Raw genomic sequence first — 18,636 nt, forward strand, 5'->3', positions numbered from 1 at the left:
GGCCACCCGGCGCGTTCTCGGGCTACCCCGCCGCCTTCTCCGCGTTCTCGGGCTACCCCGCCGTCCCCGCCGCCTTCTCCGCGTTCTTGGCGGCCACCACCGCGTCGAACACCTCGCGCTTGGGCAGCCCGGCGTCGGCGGCGACGGCGGCGATGGCCTCCTTGCGCCGCTCCCCCGCCTCTTCCCGCACCCGGACGCGCCGCACCAGTTCCTCGGCGTCCAGCTCCTGGGGCCCGGTGTCGGCGGCGCCCTGCACCACGACGGTGATCTCGCCGCGCACCCCGTCCCCGGCCCACACCGCCAGCTCACCGAGCGGGCCGCGCTTGACCTCCTCGTACGTCTTGGTCAGCTCCCGGCACACGGCGGCGCGGCGGTCCGCGCCGAAGACCTCGGCCATCGCGGCGAGGGTGTCGTCCAGCCGGTGCGGGGCCTCGAAGAAGACCATCGTGCGCCGCTCACCGGCGTTCTCGCGGAGCTTGGAGAGCCGTTCACCAGCCTTGCGGGGCAGAAACCCCTCGAAGCAGAACCGGTCCACGGGCAGTCCGGAGAGGGCGAGGGCGGTGAGCACCGCGCTCGGTCCGGGGACGGCGGTGACGCGGATGTCCTGCTCCACGGCGGCGGCGACGAGCCGGTAGCCGGGGTCGGAGACGGACGGCATGCCCGCGTCCGTCACCAGCAGGACGCGGGCCCCGCCGGCCAGGGCCTCCACCAGCTCCGGCGTACGGGCGGACTCGTTCCCCTCGAAGTAGGAGACGACACGCCCCGTGGTGTGGACGCCGAGCGCCTGGGTGAGCCGGCGCAGCCGCCGGGTGTCCTCGGCGGCGACGACGTCGGCCCGCTCCAGTTCGGCGGCGAGGCGCGGCGGGGCGTCCGCCACGTCACCGATGGGGGTCCCTGCGAGCACGAGCGTTCCAGTCGTTCCAGTCACATCAGCCATCCTCGCAGCACGGGCAGCGCCCTTCGCACAGATGCGTTCCCTACGATGGCGCGGTGACGAGTACCGCACCCGAGACCCAGCGGGGCCACGACGCCGGGGACGCGCTCGGCGAACAGCCGACCTCCTGGCAACGGCGGCTGCGCCGCTTCGGCTACGCCCCCCGCCCGGAGATCTCCCTCCGTGACCGGCTGGACCCGCCGTACACGCGGCCCGGACGCCAGGTGTGGTCGGTGCTGGCGATCCGCCCGCACGTGGCGGAACGGCTGGTGCGCTGGTCGGGCTGGGGCGGCCCGCTGCTGGTGACGCTGGTCGCCGGGCTGCTGCGGTTCTGGAACCTGGGCCGGCCGCACGCGGTGATATTCGACGAGACGTACTACGCCAAGGACGCGTGGGCGCTGGTCAACCAGGGGTACGAGGGGGCCTGGCCCAAGGACGTCGACAAGCGGATCCTGAACGACCCGTCCTCCGTTCCGATCCCGACCGATCCCGGCTACGTGGTGCACCCGCCGGTCGGCAAGTGGATCATCGGCTTCGGTGAACAGCTCTTCGGTTTCACGCCGTTCGGCTGGCGGTTCATGGTGGCGGTGCTCGGCACCCTCTCCGTGCTCCTGCTCTGCCGGATCGGCCGGCGGCTGTTCCGCTCCACGTTCCTGGGCTGCCTGGCGGGACTGCTGCTCGCGGTGGACGGCCTGCACTTCGTGATGAGCCGGACCGCGCTGCTCGACCTGATCGTCATGTTCTTCGTGCTGGCCGCGTTCGGCTGCCTGGTGGTGGACCGGGACCACGCCCGCCGCCGGCTGGCCGCCGCGCTGCCGGTGGACGGGGAAGGGGTACTGCGCCCGGACGCCCGGATCGCCGAGACCCTGCGGCTGGGCTGGCGGCCGTGGCGGCTGGCGGCGGGCGTGATGCTGGGCCTGGCATTCGCCACGAAGTGGAACGGCCTCTACGTCCTGGCCGCGTTCGGCCTGATGACGGTCCTGTGGGACGTGGGTGCGCGGCGCACGGCGGGCGCGGTCCACCCGTACGGGGCGGTGCTGCGCCGGGACCTGGCCCCCGCGTTCATCTCCACGGTGCCGGTGGCGATCGTCACGTACGTCGTCTCATGGACCGGCTGGATCGTCACGGACAAGGGCTACTACCGGAACTGGGCGGCCACCGAGGGCAAGGGCTCCGCGTGGTCCTGGCTCTTCCCGGACTGGCTGCGCAGCCTGTGGCACTACGAGAACCAGGTGTACGACTTCCACGTCGGCCTGACCTCCGGCCACACCTACGAGTCGAACCCGTGGAGCTGGCTGGTCCTCGGCCGCCCCGTCTCGTACTTCTACGAGGAGCAGACGGGCTGCACGGAGTCGACGACCGGCAAGTGCGCCAGCGAGGTCCTGGCCATCGGCACCCCGCTGCTGTGGTGGCTGGCCTGCTTCGCGCTGGCGTACGTGGTGTGGCGCTGGTTCTTCCGCCGCGACTGGCGGGCGGGCGCGATCGCCTGCGGTGTGGCGGCGGGCTGGCTGCCCTGGTTCTTCTACCAGGAGCGGACGATCTTCCTCTTCTACGCGGTGGTGTTCGTCCCGTTCCTCTGCCTGGCGGTCACCATGATGCTCGGCGCGGTCATCGGCCCGGCAGCGGGCACGGGGACCAGGGCCGAACTGGGTCTCACCGAGGACGACCCCACGGGCGAACGCCGCCGCACGCTGGGGGCGATCGCGGTGGGCGTGCTGGTGCTGCTGATCATCTGGAACTTCATCTACTTCTGGCCGCTGTACACCGGGACCTCGATCCCGGAGGACCTGTGGCGGGACCGGATGTGGCTGGATACGTGGGTGTAGGTGGGAGAACGGCGGGCCCGGCACCTGCTGGTGTCGGGCCCGCCGTGGTCGTTGGCGGCGCAGCGCTGCCCCCGGCGGAGGGGGGCTCGCCCTTGCCTCCAGGGACCCGGCAGCCATCGAGCGCCGCCGTGCCGGACTGCTGAGCCGCCGCCTGTATTGGTGTATGCCGTGGTTGCTTCGTCCAGCTTCCGGCCACTGGCATCTGCGACTCCTGCTGAGCGGCACATCTGCAACGGGCTGTCTTGAGGGCGACGTGAGCTGCGGCCCCGCCGACTGCTGGATCTCCGGTGCCCCTCGGGGAGATCCGCTCACATTCGTGCCGTGACCCCTCAGACATCCGGTGGCTGATGCAATGTTGTCGGCGACACCACTCGGCCGATCCCTGTATCAAGAACCGCCGAGTTTTCCCGCAGTTCCACCTGGGAGAGGGCTGTCCAAGCAGCGAGCGTCAGGTGGATCAGACCAGGTACGGACTGCGCGTGGATTGCACCACGGGAGCGACTCTGTGCGAGGTTGCGCGGTTGCCAGTCGCCGGACGTACGTCGCCTGCGGCTGTTCAACGGCGGGACTGTCGCCAATTGCAGGGCGTGTTCCAGTGCAAGGCCGCAGACGATCGGGCCCATCTCCTCGGCCAGCGCGTATTCCTTCGAGGGTGCTTCGGGGAGCAGCAGAGGCCAGCGGATCACCACCACCCTCTCCCAGAGTTCGGGTGGCACCGTGTTGGCCAGGTGGTGACTCTCGCCCACCGGCAAATCCCGCAGGCGACGCCCAGCCTCCTGTGTCTGCCCCACATAGCAAAGACCTGCACCCGCGGCGAACACCCCGTAGAGGGCGCACCCTGTGACGGCGGGGCTGTCTCCGTGCGCTTCGGTCAGGAGGGCCCCGACACGGTGGGCGAACTGGAAGCGGCGCTCCTGCCACCGTGCAAGCCGCGGGGGATCAGCCAGCAGGGTCGTCAGCGATGCGCGCCAGCCGCGGTAGGCATCTTCGTAGGTCTGATCGTCCACGCACGGCAGCGTAGACCCGGGCTGTGACAATGGGCAGGGGTGGCTTTCAAAACTGCGCAACCAGCTTGGCCAGGGCCCCCGCCGGCCTGCCCCGGCAGCCTCCCCACGATCCGGCCGCAACGGTCGGCCCCTCATCGCCCGAGGGGGTTTCGGCCGGGGCCAACTACTAGGGCACGCTCCTCCTAGTAGGAGGGCTGGTAGCTCTAGTAGTTACCCGCGCACCTCGGCGCCAAGCCCCCACAGACCGGTTTGCGCAGATCAGAGCCGCCTTGCCGCCCCACGGACAACTCCACCCAAGCCTACTACTAGGGCGCGCCCAAGTAGTAGGAGAACTGGTAGCTCTAGTAGTTGCCGCACCCTGCGGCAACGCTCACACAAACTCGCCCCCACAGATCAGAGCATGAGCCAGGAGTCCCACCGCAGCCGCTCGGCCGACCGGGCTTCCTGGCCTCCAGCGCCTCCGAGCGGCCCCGCCACCCGCCCCAGCCGTCCCAGCTCCGCACCCCCTGGCCACCTCTTCTACTACTGTGAAGGTGACTGGTAGGAAGGACGCCGACTGCGTCCAGATGTCGGGGAGGCCTGCTTGAAGAAGCCATCACCACCGCCCGATTTCCGCGTCCTCTTCCAAAAAGTCGTGACGGAGAGCCCTAACAGGCTGCCCGTCGTCCTCAAGGCTGTCCCGGCCGGCCCATCCGACCCCTACCTGCCCTGGGACAAGATGCGCTTCAAGGAGCCGCCCTCAGGGTTGACCCGCGAGGAATGGTGGCTCGGCATCAAGTTCGTCCGGCAACAAATGCAGCGGACTCTACCCCTGATGGACAAAGAAGGGAAAGAGTTCACGTTCGCGCTGCCTGACGTACTCCTCAAAGCGCTCGAAGAGATCAACCGCGACACGAGTGGGCAAATCGCAATCAGCGAGCAAGTGACGAATCCCGCAACCAGGGATCGCTATCTTGTGAACTCTCTGATCGAGGAGGCGATCAACTCCAGTCAGCTCGAAGGGGCCGCAACGACGCGTCGAGTTGCGAAGGAGATGATTCGCACAGGCAGGTCCCCCAGGGATCGCGACGAGCGCATGATTTTGAATAACTATGAAGCCATGCGCTTCATTGGGACGATAAGAGAAGAGCGCCTCACTCCCGACCTTATCCGCGACATTCACAGGATCGTAACCAAAGGAACTCTGTCCAACCCAGATGCCGCGGGCAGATTTCAGTTGCCCGACGAAGATCGTATCGGCGTTTTCACCGACTCCGGCCTCGAACTGCACCAGCCGCCCGACGCCGAGAATCTGCCCGACAGGCTCCAGCGTCTTTGTGACTTTGCGAACGGTGAGATCGGAGACGGATACGTTCCACCTGTTCTGAGAGCCATCACCCTTCACTTCATGTTGGGGTACGAGCACCCCTTCGAAGACGGGAATGGGCGGACCGCGCGCGCCATCTTCTACTGGTCGATGCTGAGTCAAGGTTACTGGCTGACGGAATTCATTGTCATTTCTGCAATCCTCAAGGGGGCGCCCTCCAGGTATGCGCGAAGCTATCTGTACGCCGAGGAAGAGAATGACCTGACGTACTTTTATCTCTATCAGATCGAGGTACTCCAGAGGGCCATCAAGCAGCTTCATCAATATCTCGCAGATAAAATGAGTGAACTGCGAAGGCTACAGGAGACCGTCTCCACCGCCCCCAGTATCTTCAATGCACGGCAAGCTGCCGTACTGGAGCATGCGCTGAAGAAGCCCAACGCCAACTTCACCGCCAAGTCGCACAAGAACAGCCATGACGTCGTCTACGAAACGGCCAGGCAGGACCTCATGGGGCTTGAGAAACGTGGATTGCTGACTCGATTTCGCCAGGGGCGTGAATTCATCTGGACACCCGTGAGCAACCTGCGAGAGGTTTTGCGTAAACTTGAGGACCACTGACCACACCAGGTCGGTGGCGTGTCGGATGAGCGGACACCTCCGCTCCTCCTCAGGGTGCAGAGACGGCCCACGGCGGACGGCGGCCAGCTCTCTGGAACTGTTTTGGCTGCTCAGCGCGGTGCCACGCCCACGTCGCAGAGCGTGGTCTACTTCTGGCCGCTGTACACGGGGACGTCGATCCCGGAGGACCTGTGGCGGGACCGGATGTGGCTGGACACCTGGGTCTAGCTGGGGAAACGGCGGGCCCGGCACCTGGTGGTGCCGGGGGAAGCCGGAAATCCGTCGCCCGCCCGGCGTCCGCGGAGAACAATGCCGGGATGGGGACAGACCTGCACGGCTTCATCGAGTGCCGCTGGGACCGCTGGCTGGACGAGGACGATCGCGTGTGGTTCCCGGCCATCGATCTCTCGCACCTCTACAACGGGCGCGACTACGGCGCCTTCGGCTCCTTGTTCGGTGTCCGCGACACCGCCTCGTTCCGCCCGCTCGCCGATCACCGGGGCCTGCCCCCGGACGTGTCGGAAGGAGTCCTCGCCGCCTTCGAGCCCTGGAACGACGATCAGCACGGCGCGTCCTGGATCTCCTGGGCAGAGCTGACAACCGCAGACTGGGACGAGCTCTCGCACGAGGTCGACGGCTGCGTCCACGAGTTCCGCCGGGGTTCCGACGGCGGCTGGACGATGCACGGACGGAATTCCGGTCTCACCCGCTTCGCAGAGCTCTCCGGCCTCACGGACCCCCGGCAGGTCCACTCCGCGGGCAGCGTCTACCCCGAGAACACCGAGTGGCCGGACGGCAACCGCCTCTTCCGCGTAGGCCGACTGCGGCGGAAGGACGTCGTGCCCGAGAGCGAATGGGGGGCCGTGTGGTCAGTGATGCGGACGCTGGCGGGTCTGCACGGCGACGAAGGGGTCCGCCTGGTCGTCCGGTTCGACGGCTGACACCACCGGAACCGAACCCACGCACGCATGCGGGTGGCCGCGACGAGATCTCGTCGCGGCCACCCGCATGTGGTGCCGGAGCAGGCTCGGTCAGCCTAGAAATAATGCTTTCGTCCGCCGACGGCGCGGCCGGTCGCACCGAGAATCCAGAGGATCGCTCCGACGACTATGAGAATTCCGCCGACCGTCGTCAGGAGCGACATACCGACGAGCAGTCCGATGATGAGGAGAAGAAGTCCAAGGAGAATCATGCCAAATCCCATCGCCGAGTCCGAGTAGGTGCGTGAGCACCCACAGTTCGCAACGGTCGCGGTGCACCCGATCGATCGGTTCCGGCGGTGGAACACCACCGGAACTCGTTGCGTTCGTCCTAGTGCCCGGCCATTCGGCGCTTACACACATCACATCCACACATCATCGAATCTACGTTCGCCGCCGCCGTGATCAGGTGCGTCGCTTCCATACAAGGAAGACCGCGGCCACCCCCGACAGGGCCAGGAAGAGCGCGGCCGCCCCGGCCGTCAGCCATGCCAGCAGGGCCGCGCCGCCTCCCCCGACGTCCGCGTCACGGGCCACCACCTGCGGATCGTCCGCCTGGTACCGGACGGTGACGGCCGCGCCCACGGACTGCTTGCCGCCCCCGCTGCCCACCGGGAGGTCGGCCACCACGGTCCGTCCGCCGGCCTCGAACTTCACCTCGCACTGGCCCGTCATGCACGCTCCGGCGGTGTGCAGCGTCGCCTCAGCCCGTTCGCCGTTCTGGAGCGAGCGCAGATGCTGGGCCGCCGGGAACATCACCAGCGCCGACAGCGCGCCCAGCAGCAGGGCGAGGGCCAGCGACATGAGCAAGGAGGCGCGGGGCCCCGGATGGTTCTCGCTCCCGCTGCTCCCCGCGTCGCCGGACACGCCCGCGTTCGACCGTGTGCCCACCCCGGAGCGGCCCCCGTTCACCGTGCCGTCCAACCCGATCCCCCTCCCGTGCGACCACCGGCGCCCGGCCGGCGCTCCCCGGCCCCGTGGGGCCCGCATGGTCGTGTGGGCCCTCCGGTGGTCGCGTGGGCCCTCGTTTCGTCGTTTTCGAGCAGGTTAGACGGGTCGGCGGGGCGATTTCAGGGGTGATGTCGGCACAGCGGGCCCGTCCCGATTGCCGACACCAGGCAATCGGGACGGGCCCTCGCGTAGGTTGAGCGCCGTCGCAGTCGAACGGAAGGCAACAGTGTGAAGGCGTACGACCTGGGGTTCGGGGAAGCCGCGGACGAGCTGTCGATCCGGCCGGGCGGAGCCGTCGGGATGGAGCTGCCCGACGCCCACGTCGCCGGGTGGTGCGGGGGACGCGGGCCCGGCATCGAGACGGCGGCGTGGCCCCGGAGCCCCGTCACCGGGCTGCCGATGACCCACGTCCTCACCCTCGAACTGCCCGAGGACTACCGGCGCAAGGGCGACCGCCTGGTGGCCGTATCCCTCTTCCACGCCGACGACCACGTCGCCGACGACATCGAGGGCGTCGCCGAGCTGCTGGAAGGGGCCGCGCCCACCGCCGAGCAGGCCGCCGATCCGTTCCTGGCCGAGGTGGCGGCAGCCGCGGCGGCCCGCCACCCCGAGCAGGAGGACCTGGAGGACCTCATCGGCGGCGCGCACGCGCTCATCCGGCTCACCGCCGAGGAGTTCGCCGCGCCCCGCATCGACCCTCCGGCCGACATCCGGCCCGCCGCCCTCGGCGACAAGTACAGCCGCGGCCAGAACGCCTGGGACGACAGCGCCCCCGAGACCACGGTCTGGATCGGCGAGCGCACCGGCGATCCGAACACCGGCATCGCGCCCTCCGGGACGGGCGAGGGCGGCTATGTGCCGGCCTGGTCCTCGGACGACAAGGAACTCGAAGCGCTCTGGTCGTCCCTCGACGGGATCTCACACCTCGGCGGAACGGTGATGCCCTGCCAGGCGATGCCGGAAGGGCTGACCCCGTACGTATTGGAGCTGGAGGACGGCGTCGGCGGGATCAACCTCGGCGGCGGCGCGGCCCAACTCGACCTGGAGACGGGCTACTTCGACTGGGCGCAGTGACCCGCGCGGTGCGGCCCGCCGGGCATCGGGCGGCCGGACTCCGTAGAGCGTCGGCCTCCCGACCGAGGATCTGAGGGCCTGCGCCCGAGGGTCTCAGGACCCGAAGGGGGCAGGGCCCGAAAGGGGCAGGGCTGAGGGCCTGGCGGGGCGGGGCTGACGCTCAGCCGCCGCAGCCCCCGCAGCCGCCACCACCGCAGCTCGATCCGCAGCCGCCGCAGGTGTTCGCGCTGCGCCGGTCGCTGTCCCCGCGCGACCGGGGCGGCGAGGGGCGCGGAGGGTTCCTGCGGCGTTCCTCCGCCCGGCGCTCCTCCTCCCGGCGCCGCTCGGCCCGGTGCTGCTCCATCTCGCGCTCCGCCTCCCGTTGGCGCTCCGCCCGTTCCCGGCTCTCCCGGAGCCGCTCGCGCTGCCGGGCCACCCCGTCCGCCGGTTCCCAGGGCCCGAGCCCGTGGCGGCGGTCGGGGCGGAGCGGGGCGGTGGTGACGGTCGCGTACAACCGCCCCATCTCCTGGTGGCGGTGGTACTCGGCGCAGGCGTGGACGAGGACCACCTCGTCGCCTTCCGTGACCGTCCCGTACAGGACCGCTTCGAAGGGCTCCTGCTCCGGGTCGACGTCGTGGTGCCCGTTCCCCGTCCCGTATGCGGAGCCGCTGCTCAGGAGCCTCGTCCTGGTGCGGGTGTCGCGCTGCTGGGGAACGTACGCGACGAGCGGGGCGGCAGAGGTCGTGCGGGCGTCCGGACACACCCAGTGGCGTCCGTCCTTCCCGACGCGTATGCCCACGATCATGGCGGGCTGCTCCTGCTCGTACAGCCGCCGTGCCGCCCGGTGGGCGAGCTGGCCCCGGCCGTAGAGCGTCGTGGCGGCCACGAGGAGCACCAGGGCGATGCGCTGCTGTCCGACCGCGTCGTACGGTTCGCCGGTCCAGGTCAGGTCCCGGACGAGGCCCTCGATGAGGATGCCGGCGGCGGCCAGGGCGAGCGCGAGGCCGAGGAAGACCCGCCGGTGGCCGCGGTGGCCGTCCGATGCGGGGACGCCCTCGGGCAGCGGGAACCGTCTGTTTCCGGCCACGGTGTGCGTCAGCGCCCGCTGCCGCCGCCGGGCCCACAGCCGCAGGCAGCCCCCGGTGAACGCCAGGGCGCAGGCGGCGAGGACGACCGACTGGCCGGACCGCGCCGCGGTGTCCGTCCCGCCGCTCCCGACCGTCCGGGAGCCCGCCTCCACGGCCACGTACAGCGCCGCCGGGACGGCCGCGACCGGCACGTACCGGTACCAGAGCGGCAGGGCGGCCAGCAGCACCGCACCCGGATACCGCAGCCAGTCCGTCCCCGCCCCTCGTCCGCCGTGCCAGGCCGGGGACGTGGACGGGGCCCCGTACAGCAGGACGTACGCCGCCACCACCAGTGCGGCGAGGACCCAGCCGATGAAGGCCGGGGACAGGACCGCCGGGCCGCCCGCCTTCCGCCAGCGCTCCACGTCGGCCGGGGACCAGGCGGAGATCGCGCCCCCGGCCGGCGACCAGGTGGCGACGCCGCCCCCGGTGACGGACCAGGCGGAGGTTCCGGTTCCGTTCCCGGCGTCCGGCGGAAGTGTCCCGGACGGCAGGTACTTGACCGGGTAGGCCACCGTCGAACCGGCTCCGCGCCCCCTCCATATATCCCTGCGCATGCTCATGCCCGCACGCCCCCCGACGCTTGGTCCCCCGTACATCCCCGGCCAGTCTTCCCGGCCCGGCCCGCCTTTAACCGACCGCTCCAGCACCGCCCAGCACCGCCCAGCGGCTGCCCCAGCGGCCGCCTCGACGCTGCCCGCAGCGGCTCCGCCCAGCAGGAGAGAGTGCTTCCCGGCCCAGCATTCCGGTCCGGTAACGACACCCTCACGCCCCGCCACCAGCCCTTAGGGTTCCTCACAGTTGCCCCCTGAACTTGTTCAGGGGGCTCTCCTGGGGAGGGGGACTGCGGAATGCGCAGTGGAGCGAAGGTCGCCGTGGTCGGCGGAGCATTCGTGCTGGTGGCCGGCGGGATCGGTTACGGGGCGTACAGCGTGCTCGGGGACACGGCTGGAGTGGGCGGCGACGGTACGCGGAGCGCGTCCGAGTCGTCGACGGTGAAGACGGGACCGCCGAGCGCCGAGGAGATCGCGCAGACGTCGAAGGGCTTCTTCGACGCGTGGGCGGCCGGGGACGCGACGGCGGCGGCGCTCCTCACCAACAACGAGGCGGGCGCGGAGCCGGTGCTCACCTCGTACGGCGAGGACGCCCGCATCGGCAAGGTGAAGATCACGCCCGCGCCGCCGGTCGGCACGAAGGTGCCCTACACGGTCGAGGCCACGGTCACCTTCGAGGGGAAGTCGAAACCCCTGTCGTACGCCTCGGAGTTGACGGTCGTCCGTGGCCTGACGACCGGGAAGGCCCTGGTGGACTGGGTCCCCGCGGTCGTGCACCCGCAGCTGACGGAGGGCGCGACGCTGAGGACGGGCGAGTCCTCGACGCCGACGATCGAGGCCGTCGACCGCAACGGGACGGTGCTGACCAAGGAGAAGTACCCCTCGCTCGGACCGATCCTGGACACCCTGCGCCAGAAGTACGGAGAGAGCTCGGGCGGTTCGGCCGGCATCGAGACCTGGATCGAGCCCGCCGACGAGTCCCAGCCGGACGTCAACCTGCTGACGCTGGCCAAGGGCAGGCCCGGCAAGGTGCAGACGACACTGGACGCGAACGCGCAGGCGGCGGCGGAGCGGGCGGTGAAGAAGTACGCGCAGGCCTCCGTGGTCGCGGTGAAGCCGTCCACCGGGGCGATCCGCGCGGTGGCCAACAACCCGGTGAGCGAGTTCAACGTGGCGCTCCAGGGCAAGCAGGCGCCCGGTTCGACGCTGAAGATCATGACGGCGGCGCTGCTGCTGGAGAAGGGGCTCGTCACGGCGAACGGGGCGGCGGAGTGCCCCAAGGACGTGCTCTACCAGGGCGCTTCGTTCCACAACCTGAAGAACTTCGCGCTGCCGGACGGAAGTACGTTCACCCAGAGCTTCGCCCGCTCCTGCAACACCGCCTTCATCAAGCTCATCGACGACACGAAGGACGACGCCGCCCTCGCCAAGGAGGCGCGGGAGGTCTTCGGGATCGGCCTGGACTGGCAGACGGGCGTCGTCACGACCGACGGCAGTGTGCCGGAGGAGGTGGGCGGCGAGGCGGCCGCCCAGTACATCGGCCAGGGCACGGTCCAGATGAACGCCCTCAACATGGCCTCCATCACCGCGACCGCCATGACCGGCACCTTCCAGCAGCCGGTCATCGTCCCGCGGTCGCTGGACGACCGGAAGCTGGCGCAGGCGTCCCGCTCGCTGCCCGCCTCCGTCACCCAGCAGCTCAAGACGATGATGCGCGCGACGGCCGCCTGGGGCACCGGCGCGCAGGCGATGGCCTCGGTGGGCGGTGACAAGGGCGCGAAGACCGGTTCGGCGGAGGTCGACGGGCAGAAGACCTCCAACAGCTGGTTCACCGGCTTCAGCAACGACCTCGCGGCGGCAGCCGTCGTCCAGACCGGCGGCCACGGCGGCGACGCGGCGGGCCCGGTCGTGGCGGAGGTCCTGCGCGCGGGCGGCTGACGACGGGGGATGAACGGGGGACGGGGACGGGGACGGGGACGGGGACGGGCAGATCACGGGGACGGGCAGATCACGGGGACGGGCAGGTGACGGGGATGAACAGGTGCGGGCGCAGCTGAGGCCGGGCCTGTAGGGGGTACGGCGCAGCTGAGGCCGGACCTGGAGGGCGGGGTGCGGGGCGGACGGGGCACGGATGACGAGGCCGCGCGGCCAGGACACGGGGCCCGACGCGCACCGGGCGGCTCCCCGCTCCCGGCACGATCCGCAGGCGAGGCCCTACGCCCCCGGCCACTTCCCCCGGCCCGCCAGGGCCAGCACCAGGGCGGCGATGTTCCACGCGTCGTCGTCGCCCCGGTGGTGGCGGCCCTCCAGCGGAAGGCCGGCCGCCTCCAGGGCCCGGGCCATGCCGGGGCGGCGGCGCAGCCCGTACGCGGCGGTGAACACGATCTTGGCGTTGGTGTGGTGCTGCCCGAAGGGGTACCGCACACCCGCCGTACGGCACTGGCGGGTGAACTGGTTGCGGTCGTAGTCGCCCCAACTGGCCCACGGCAGCAGCCCCGTACGGTGTTCGGCCGCCAGCGTCCGGCAGGCATCCGCGAAGGACAGGCCGCCGTCCACCTCCGCCTGCGTCAGCCCGGTCAGCTCCGTGCAGAACGGGCTGACCTCCGAGCGGACAGGCCGGACCACCAGCCGATGCTTGGCCGACCGCTCGCCCGCACGCAGGTCCACGACGGTGAGGCCGATCTCGATGATCTCGCTGACCTGGCCGGGCGGCGGCTCCCCGTCCCAGCAGGTCGCCTCGACGTCCACCACGTTCAGCAGGTGCTCGCCCTGCCCGCCGTCCATGCTCCGGTCCATGCCTCTGCCCGTGCCCCCGTCCATGGGCGTGAGCGTAGAAGCTCTGCCCCTACAGGTCACCCGGATTTCGCGGAACCGCGGATCTCCCGAACGGAGCGATGAGGTCGGACGGCTCCCCCGGAACCGCCCTCGCACGCGTCCTGCGCCACCGCCCGTACCGGCCGGCGATCGTGGCGGCGCTCGGCACGGGGGCGGCGGTCGCCGGGTACACGACGGTGGACGGCGTCGGCGTCCGGGCGTCGGGCACCCCGCTGGGTTACCTCGCCCGGCTGAGGGTCCTGGAGGGCGTGGCGATCCCGGCGTACGCGTACCACCGCCGCCGTGCCGGCCTGATCCCGCAGCTGAAGCCGTACGCGGCACGCGGCCTGCCCCTCCCCGGCGCTCACGACCTCACCTGCCCCACCCGGCCACCCGTCACCGTCACCCCCTTCCAGACCTGCGACGACTGCGACCGCGCCTTCCGCTCACCCACCCCCGGCCACTGCCGCGACTGCCGCGAAACCCGCACCGCATGCGTTCAGGCCGCCGCCTGAGCACCGGGGCGCGGCGGGACGTACAGTGCCCGGACACCCGTGACGACAGGGGGAGAACATGGGCGACTGGTTCCAGACGTACGTCGACACCGAGGCGACCGCGGAGGACGCGCCGCGGCTCGCCGGGAACGTGCGTGACTGGCTGATCTCGGAGAGCGTCATCGCCGCGGAACGCCAGGACGACTGCGTGCTCGGGTGGGGTCCGGGCTACCCGCCGGGAAAGCGGTACGCCGACATCACCGAGGACCGGGACCCCGGACTGCTCTCCCTGTCCACCAACGGGCTGCGCCTCGAAGCAGGGCGTTCGGTCTTCTTCAACGGAGGGTCCGATCCCTCGGCTGCCACCTGCCCGCACTGCCGGCAGACGACCGTGCTCGTCGACAGGGGCTGGCAGCTCATCCCCGAGAAGTGGGCCCTCTTCCAGGATGCCGTGCACTCCTGGGACACGGACGACGACGAGCCCGTCGCGTGCCCGTCCTGCGGCCGGGCGGCTCGCGTGGACACGTGGGGCTGGGCCGACGACAGCATCGTGTTCGGCCATCTCGGCTTCACGTTCTGGAACTGGCCCACGCTGCGCCACGCGTTCGAGCTGGAGCTCACGAAGCGTCTCGACGGCCATCGCACGGTGCTGCTCGCGGGCAAGCTCTGAGCGCTCGCGGCGGTCCGGCGCGCCTTCGGTGATCCGGCGGCGGGCCGGCCACCGGGACCGGCCGTTCCCCCGGGGCGCTCCCGCAGGGATCGCCCCGCGCCCGTGCGGCTGGTCACGCCCTCACGGCGGCGGCCCTTCCGCCGACCGCCAGCGCGGTGCCAGGTCGTCCGGAACGTCCGGGGAAGGGAAGTGGAACGGTACGCCGAGGCGGTCGGCCAGCGCCCGCCCGGCCGCGGCCGCGGTGACGCCGGGCGGCGGGGCATCGCGGCGGTGGTGGACCGTCGCCAGGTGGCTCTCCCCCTCCGGGGAGTCCAGGACCGCGACCAGGACCACGAACCAGTCGTGCACGGTGTCGCCGTCCCAGACCGCCTCCACCGCCGCCACCCGGCCCGGAGCGTCCGCGGCACGGGCCGCCAGCGAGGGGAGGTCGAGCGGATCGGCCGGTGTGCGCCGCACCCGGTCGCCGAGCGCCTCGTATCGGGCGTGGACCACCCGCTCGGCGTCGTACAGCCCCACACCCAGCGGACGCAACGCCTCCCAGGCGGTCTTCACCGCAGGCAGCCGGCGGTCCCGGAGCACGTCGGCGTCGATCTCCCGCCGGGTCCGTTCTTCCAGGTAGTCCCACCAGCCGCTCACCGGGCCGCCGACCGGGATCGCGGGGAGTGCGTCAGGGGTCCGGGGATACACGGGGACGCGCCACTCACGACTCCCCCGCCTCCACCAGCTCCGCCACCACTTCCCCGTCCTCGTCCGCCCCGGTCGGGCGGAAGCCGAGCGCGGTGTACAGGTGCGCGGCGGCCTCGTTCTCCGGGGCGTACGAGAGGCGTACCGCCGTGCAGTCCTCGCGGGCGGAGAGCCAGGCGGCCAAGGTCCGTACGGCGGCGCGGCCGATGCCCGCGCCCTGGTGCGCGGCGTCGATCAGCATGCCGCCGATCCAGTACGAACCGTCCTCGTCCCGGCCCCACATGATGTGCCCGGCCACCTCGTCGCCCGCGAGTACGGCCAGCGAGTTCCAGGTGTCCTCGCGGCTGCTCAGCAGCAGGTAGCGGGCGGCCAGGGCCGGGACCCAGTCGCGCTGGTCGTCGCGCGGCGCACTGTCGGCGACCGCCCGCCAGTTGTCCGCGTCCACGTCGTGGAGGGTGACGGGGCGACCGGTCCTGTCGGTGTGTCCGTAGTCGATCATCCGCGCAGATTATGGCTCCCGCGCCTCGCCCCACCAGGTGTTTACGGCCGCGTCATCGCCTGCCGGAATCCTGTGTTCACCGCGAGGATGCCGCCGTCCACGCGCAGCGTCGTCCCGGTGATCCAGGCCGCGTCGGTGGAGGCGAGGAAGGCGACGGCGGAGGCGATGTCCTCGGGGGTGCCGACGCGGCCGAGCGGGTAGAGGGCGGCGGCCCGCTCCAACTCGGCGTCGCGGCCCGCCCAGGCGTCGGTGCGGATCGTGCCGGGGGCGACGAGGTTGACGCGTACGCCGCGCGGTCCCGCGTGGCCCGCCAGCGTACGGGTCAGGCTGGTCAGGCCCGCCTTGGCGGCGCTGTACGCGTGGCCGCCGAAGTCCTGTTCACCGTTGACCGAGCCGATGGTGACGATCGCGCCCCGGCCCGACGCGACCAGGTGCGGCAGGGCGGCGCGGGCGCAGCGGAACGGGCCGGAGAGGGTGATGTCCAGGTCGCGTTCCCAGACCTCGTCGGTCTCGTCCTCGAAGAGCGGGGCGTCCTGACCCGCCGCGTACGCGTTGTTGACCAGGACGTCGAGGCCGCCGAAGGCCGCGACCGCGTGGGCGACGGCCGCTTCGACCGCCGCCCGGTCGGCCACGTCGCAGGCGAGGGAGTCGGCGGTGCCGCCGGCCTGGCGTATCGCCGCAGCCGTGTGGGCGGCGCGCTCCGCGTCCAGGTCGGTGACGAGGACGGAGGCTCCTTCCGCCGCCAGGCGGCGGGCCGTTGCCGCGCCGATGCCCTGGCCGGCGGCGGTGATCAGGACGCTGTAGCCGTCGAAGCGGGCGGGATCGCGGGCGGGTTCAGGTGTCATAGCGCCGACCGTACTGCCCTGACCAGCGCCTGGGCACGGGGGTCGGCGGTGACTCCCTTCTGGAGCCCGTTGGTGACGTAGCCGAGCGCGATGCCCGACTCGGGGTCGGCGAAACCGAGCGAACCACCGCGGCCGGGATGGCCGAAGGAGCCCGGACCGAGCAGGGGGGAGGCCGGCCCGTGCAGCATGTAGCCCAGGCCGAAACGGGTGTTGACGACCAGAACCCGGTCGGGTCCCGCCGACTCCTCGGTGCGGGCCAGGGTGAGCGTGGCGGGGGCGAACAGGCGGCGGTGGCCGTCGACGGGCCCGATCATCGCGGCGTAGCAGCGGGCCAGGCCCCGCGCGGTCGCGATGCCGCCGGACGCGGGGAGTTCGGCAGCGCGGTAGGCGGGGTCGTTCTCGTCGGGGAACGGTTCGATCGCGCCGAACGTCCGGCGGGTGAGGGATTCCGGATCGCGGTACGCCTCGACGACGGAGCGCTTGGGGCGTACCCGCAGGCCGCCCGAGGAGGCGGTGGGGGCAGGGGGTTCGACGGGGCCGATACGGCCGACGCGGTGGGCCTCGTCGGCGGGCAGCCCGAACCAGAAGTCGAGCCCGAGCGGGCGGGCGATCTCCTCGGCGACCCAGCGGCCGATGGTGCGGCCGGTGGCGCGGCGGACCAGTTCCCCGATCAGCCAGCTGTAGGTCTGGGCGTGGTATCCGTGGTCGGTTCCGGGCTCCCAGTAAGGGTGTTGGGCGGCGACGGCGGCCGGCCCGGAGACCCCGTCGGCGGCCTCGGCTGGCGTGAGGGCGGTGTCCAGGGCCGGAACCCCGGCCCGGTGGGCGAGGAGGTCGCGGACCAGGACGCGTTCCTTGCCGTTCGCCTTGAACTCCGGCCAGTAGGTGGAGACCGGGGCGTCCAGGTCCACCTGCCCGCGCTGATGGAGCATCAGGGGGACTGCCGCTGCGATGCCCTTGCCCGCCGAGCGGACGATCTGCACGGTGTCGACGGCCCACGGCTCGGCGCCGTCGACGTCCCGCGTACCGGCCCACAGGTCGACGACCTTGCGCCCATGGCGGTAGACGGCCACGGCCGCGCCCCGCTCCCCGCGCTGCTCGAAGTTGCGGACGAACGCGTCCGCGACCGGCTCGTACCCGCGGGCCACCGTGCCCCGTACGTCCACGATCGACTCCGCCCCCACCGCTCCGGAACCGCCTTCCGTTTCCGCGCCCGCCGTCGTGCTCACTCCCGCGCTCCCGCTCATCCCCCCATGGTGCACGCCACGGCGGGGTGTTCGGGGAGCGGGTCGCCGGGACCACCGAGCCGTCACGATCCGTTCACGGCCGAGCGCGCGGGGCGGCGAGGGGGTACGAGCGGGCGCGGCCGGGGGGGTGGCAGGGGCGCGGAGCGGTCGCGTGAGCGGAGCAACAGGTACGCCGGGCGCTCCAGCGGGTACACGAAAGAAGGGCTTGCCACGGATGCGCGGAGGGAGAGCTTCCACGGTTACGGGGCGGGAGGGCTCCTCGGGTACAGGGGGGGAGGCCCCGTTCCGCCGGGGCCGCGCGGTCTCCGCGCCAGGTCGCGCACGGTCACGGTGCGCACACGCTCATCGTGCCGTTCCCACAAAATATGGGACATTAGATGACAGAGCACGACATATAGGAGGAGCCGGCCATGTCCCCTGTGATCGAAGAACACGCACGCGCCCGGCTCATCACCGACGGGCCGCTGACCCGTCCGGTCCCCGTCGAGCTGCGCTACGACCCGGCCGACGAGCGCCGCACCGTCCACATAGGGCTGCCCGACGGGACCGACTGGGCGTTCGGCCGCGACCTGCTGGAACGCGGGCTGCTGACCCCGATCGAGCGCGGCGACGTCCGCGTCTGGCCGTGCGGCCGTACGCAGCTGATCGTGGAGCTGCACTCGACGGACGGGGTCGAGGTGTTCCAGTTCGAGATCCGGACCCTGATCCGCTTCCTCGCCCGCACCCGCGCGCAGTCGGCGGCCACCCCGCCGGACGCCGGACGGAAGCCGCAGCCGCCGTCCCGCACCACCCGCCCGGAGACCACCCGCCCGGAGCGGGGCGCGCAACCGGCCCGCGGCTGACCGCCCGAACCCGAGACGTACGCCCGAGACCCCCGGCCGACCTCCCGAGATCCCGGCCGCACGGGCCCGAAACCCTCCGCCGACCGCCCGAAGCCGTGAACGCACGGGCCCGAAACCCTCCGCCGACCGCCCGGAACCCCCGACGTACGGGCGAAGCTCCAGGCGCACGCGCGAGGCCCCCGTGC

Annotated in this window: 17 protein-coding genes and 1 pseudogene; 9 read left to right on the forward strand and 9 right to left on the reverse strand. The window is 71.4% G+C overall.

Annotated features, from left to right (window positions below; genetic code table 11):
* Nucleotides 1-52: 52 nt before the first annotated feature.
* Nucleotides 53-937, reverse strand: a complete 885-nt coding sequence (rsmI, locus tag QFZ71_RS11415; RefSeq protein ID WP_307668142.1) for a 16S rRNA (cytidine(1402)-2'-O)-methyltransferase — start codon at nt 935-937, stop codon at nt 53-55.
* A gap of 53 nt (nt 938-990) precedes the next feature.
* Between rsmI and QFZ71_RS11420 the strand changes: the two genes are divergently transcribed.
* Nucleotides 991-2,760, forward strand: coding sequence for a dolichyl-phosphate-mannose--protein mannosyltransferase (locus QFZ71_RS11420; protein WP_307668143.1), 1,770 nt, complete (start codon nt 991-993; stop codon nt 2,758-2,760).
* Nucleotides 2,761-3,089: 329 nt separating this feature from the next.
* On the opposite strand, the gene QFZ71_RS11425 is transcribed toward QFZ71_RS11420, so the two are convergent.
* Nucleotides 3,090-3,767, reverse strand: a complete 678-nt coding sequence (locus QFZ71_RS11425; RefSeq protein WP_307668144.1) for a hypothetical protein — start codon at nt 3,765-3,767, stop codon at nt 3,090-3,092.
* 583 nt (nt 3,768-4,350) lie between these two features.
* On the opposite strand from QFZ71_RS11425, the gene QFZ71_RS11430 reads away from it, so the two are divergent.
* From QFZ71_RS11430 to QFZ71_RS11440, 3 genes are all read left to right on the forward strand, one after another.
* Nucleotides 4,351-5,694 (forward strand): Fic family protein, encoded by a 1,344-nt coding sequence (locus tag QFZ71_RS11430; RefSeq protein ID WP_307668145.1) that lies wholly within the window; start codon nt 4,351-4,353, stop codon nt 5,692-5,694.
* 102 nt (nt 5,695-5,796) lie between these two features.
* A complete protein-coding gene (locus tag QFZ71_RS11435; RefSeq protein WP_307668146.1) occupies nt 5,797-5,922 on the forward strand; it encodes a hypothetical protein in 126 nt (41 codons plus the stop codon).
* Nucleotides 5,923-6,011: 89 nt separating this feature from the next.
* Nucleotides 6,012-6,635: a hypothetical protein gene (locus QFZ71_RS11440; protein WP_307668147.1), complete on the forward strand. Its 624-nt coding sequence runs from the start codon at nt 6,012-6,014 to the stop codon at nt 6,633-6,635.
* A 444-nt stretch (nt 6,636-7,079) separates the two neighbouring features.
* Here QFZ71_RS11440 and QFZ71_RS11445 read toward each other — a convergent pair whose 3' ends face one another.
* Nucleotides 7,080-7,598 (reverse strand): DUF3592 domain-containing protein, encoded by a 519-nt coding sequence (locus QFZ71_RS11445; protein WP_307668148.1) that lies wholly within the window; start codon nt 7,596-7,598, stop codon nt 7,080-7,082.
* A 255-nt stretch (nt 7,599-7,853) separates the two neighbouring features.
* On the opposite strand from QFZ71_RS11445, the gene QFZ71_RS11450 reads away from it, so the two are divergent.
* On the forward strand, nt 7,854-8,699 hold the full coding sequence (locus tag QFZ71_RS11450) for a hypothetical protein (protein WP_307668149.1): 846 nt from the start codon (nt 7,854-7,856) through the stop codon (nt 8,697-8,699).
* Between the two features lie 160 nt (nt 8,700-8,859).
* Here the strand turns inward: QFZ71_RS11450 and QFZ71_RS11455 are convergent, their stop codons facing one another.
* On the reverse strand, nt 8,860-10,368 hold the full coding sequence (locus QFZ71_RS11455; RefSeq protein ID WP_307668150.1) for a hypothetical protein: 1,509 nt from the start codon (nt 10,366-10,368) through the stop codon (nt 8,860-8,862).
* A 288-nt stretch (nt 10,369-10,656) separates the two neighbouring features.
* On the opposite strand from QFZ71_RS11455, the gene QFZ71_RS11460 reads away from it, so the two are divergent.
* Nucleotides 10,657-12,297, forward strand: coding sequence for a penicillin-binding transpeptidase domain-containing protein (locus QFZ71_RS11460; RefSeq protein WP_307668151.1), 1,641 nt, complete (start codon nt 10,657-10,659; stop codon nt 12,295-12,297).
* A gap of 276 nt (nt 12,298-12,573) precedes the next feature.
* On the opposite strand, the gene QFZ71_RS11465 is transcribed toward QFZ71_RS11460, so the two are convergent.
* Complete coding sequence (locus QFZ71_RS11465; protein ID WP_373465190.1) at nt 12,574-13,155, reverse strand: exonuclease domain-containing protein; 582 nt, start codon at nt 13,153-13,155, stop codon at nt 12,574-12,576.
* 95 nt (nt 13,156-13,250) lie between these two features.
* Here QFZ71_RS11465 and QFZ71_RS11470 point away from each other — a divergent pair.
* Nucleotides 13,251-13,688 (forward strand): annotated as a pseudogene (locus QFZ71_RS11470) (hypothetical protein); the annotation flags it as partial.
* A gap of 58 nt (nt 13,689-13,746) precedes the next feature.
* Nucleotides 13,747-14,337 carry a hypothetical protein gene (locus QFZ71_RS11475; RefSeq protein WP_307668152.1) on the forward strand — a complete coding sequence of 197 codons (591 nt, stop codon included), beginning with the start codon at nt 13,747-13,749 and terminating at the stop codon, nt 14,335-14,337.
* 120 nt (nt 14,338-14,457) lie between these two features.
* On the opposite strand, the gene QFZ71_RS11480 is transcribed toward QFZ71_RS11475, so the two are convergent.
* From QFZ71_RS11480 to QFZ71_RS11495, 4 genes are all read right to left on the reverse strand, one after another.
* Entirely contained in the window at nt 14,458-14,973 is a 516-nt protein-coding gene (locus tag QFZ71_RS11480) for a hypothetical protein (protein WP_307671415.1), read from the reverse strand.
* A gap of 64 nt (nt 14,974-15,037) precedes the next feature.
* Nucleotides 15,038-15,520 (reverse strand): N-acetyltransferase, encoded by a 483-nt coding sequence (locus QFZ71_RS11485; RefSeq protein ID WP_307668153.1) that lies wholly within the window; start codon nt 15,518-15,520, stop codon nt 15,038-15,040.
* 41 nt (nt 15,521-15,561) lie between these two features.
* A complete protein-coding gene (locus QFZ71_RS11490) occupies nt 15,562-16,365 on the reverse strand; it encodes an SDR family NAD(P)-dependent oxidoreductase (RefSeq protein WP_307668154.1) in 804 nt (267 codons plus the stop codon).
* Nucleotides 16,362-17,528 carry a serine hydrolase domain-containing protein gene (locus QFZ71_RS11495; RefSeq protein WP_307671416.1) on the reverse strand — a complete coding sequence of 389 codons (1,167 nt, stop codon included), beginning with the start codon at nt 17,526-17,528 and terminating at the stop codon, nt 16,362-16,364. The genes QFZ71_RS11490 and QFZ71_RS11495 overlap by 4 nt, the downstream gene beginning before the upstream one ends.
* 491 nt (nt 17,529-18,019) lie before the next feature.
* Here QFZ71_RS11495 and QFZ71_RS11500 point away from each other — a divergent pair, with 491 nt between their 5' ends.
* Nucleotides 18,020-18,451, forward strand: coding sequence for an SsgA family sporulation/cell division regulator (locus QFZ71_RS11500; protein ID WP_307668155.1), 432 nt, complete (start codon nt 18,020-18,022; stop codon nt 18,449-18,451).
* The last annotated feature ends 185 nt before the right edge of the window (nt 18,452-18,636 follow it).

The sequence above is a fragment of the Streptomyces sp. V2I9 genome (assembly GCF_030817475.1).
Lineage (GTDB): Bacteria > Actinomycetota > Actinomycetes > Streptomycetales > Streptomycetaceae > Streptomyces.

Coding starts and splice junctions, on each gene's coding strand:
- rsmI (WP_307668142.1), bottom strand. CDS start 937: ATGGCTGATGTGACTGGAACGACTGGAACGCTCGTGCTCGCAGGGACC.
- QFZ71_RS11440 (WP_307668147.1), top strand. CDS start 6,012: ATGGGGACAGACCTGCACGGCTTCATCGAGTGCCGCTGGGACCGCTGG.
- QFZ71_RS11455 (WP_307668150.1), bottom strand. CDS start 10,368: ATGAGCATGCGCAGGGATATATGGAGGGGGCGCGGAGCCGGTTCGACG.
- QFZ71_RS11460 (WP_307668151.1), top strand. CDS start 10,657: ATGCGCAGTGGAGCGAAGGTCGCCGTGGTCGGCGGAGCATTCGTGCTG.
- QFZ71_RS11465 (WP_373465190.1), bottom strand. CDS start 13,155: ATGGACCGGAGCATGGACGGCGGGCAGGGCGAGCACCTGCTGAACGTG.
- QFZ71_RS11475 (WP_307668152.1), top strand. CDS start 13,747: ATGGGCGACTGGTTCCAGACGTACGTCGACACCGAGGCGACCGCGGAG.
- QFZ71_RS11485 (WP_307668153.1), bottom strand. CDS start 15,520: ATGATCGACTACGGACACACCGACAGGACCGGTCGCCCCGTCACCCTC.
- QFZ71_RS11490 (WP_307668154.1), bottom strand. CDS start 16,365: ATGACACCTGAACCCGCCCGCGATCCCGCCCGCTTCGACGGCTACAGC.
- QFZ71_RS11500 (WP_307668155.1), top strand. CDS start 18,020: ATGTCCCCTGTGATCGAAGAACACGCACGCGCCCGGCTCATCACCGAC.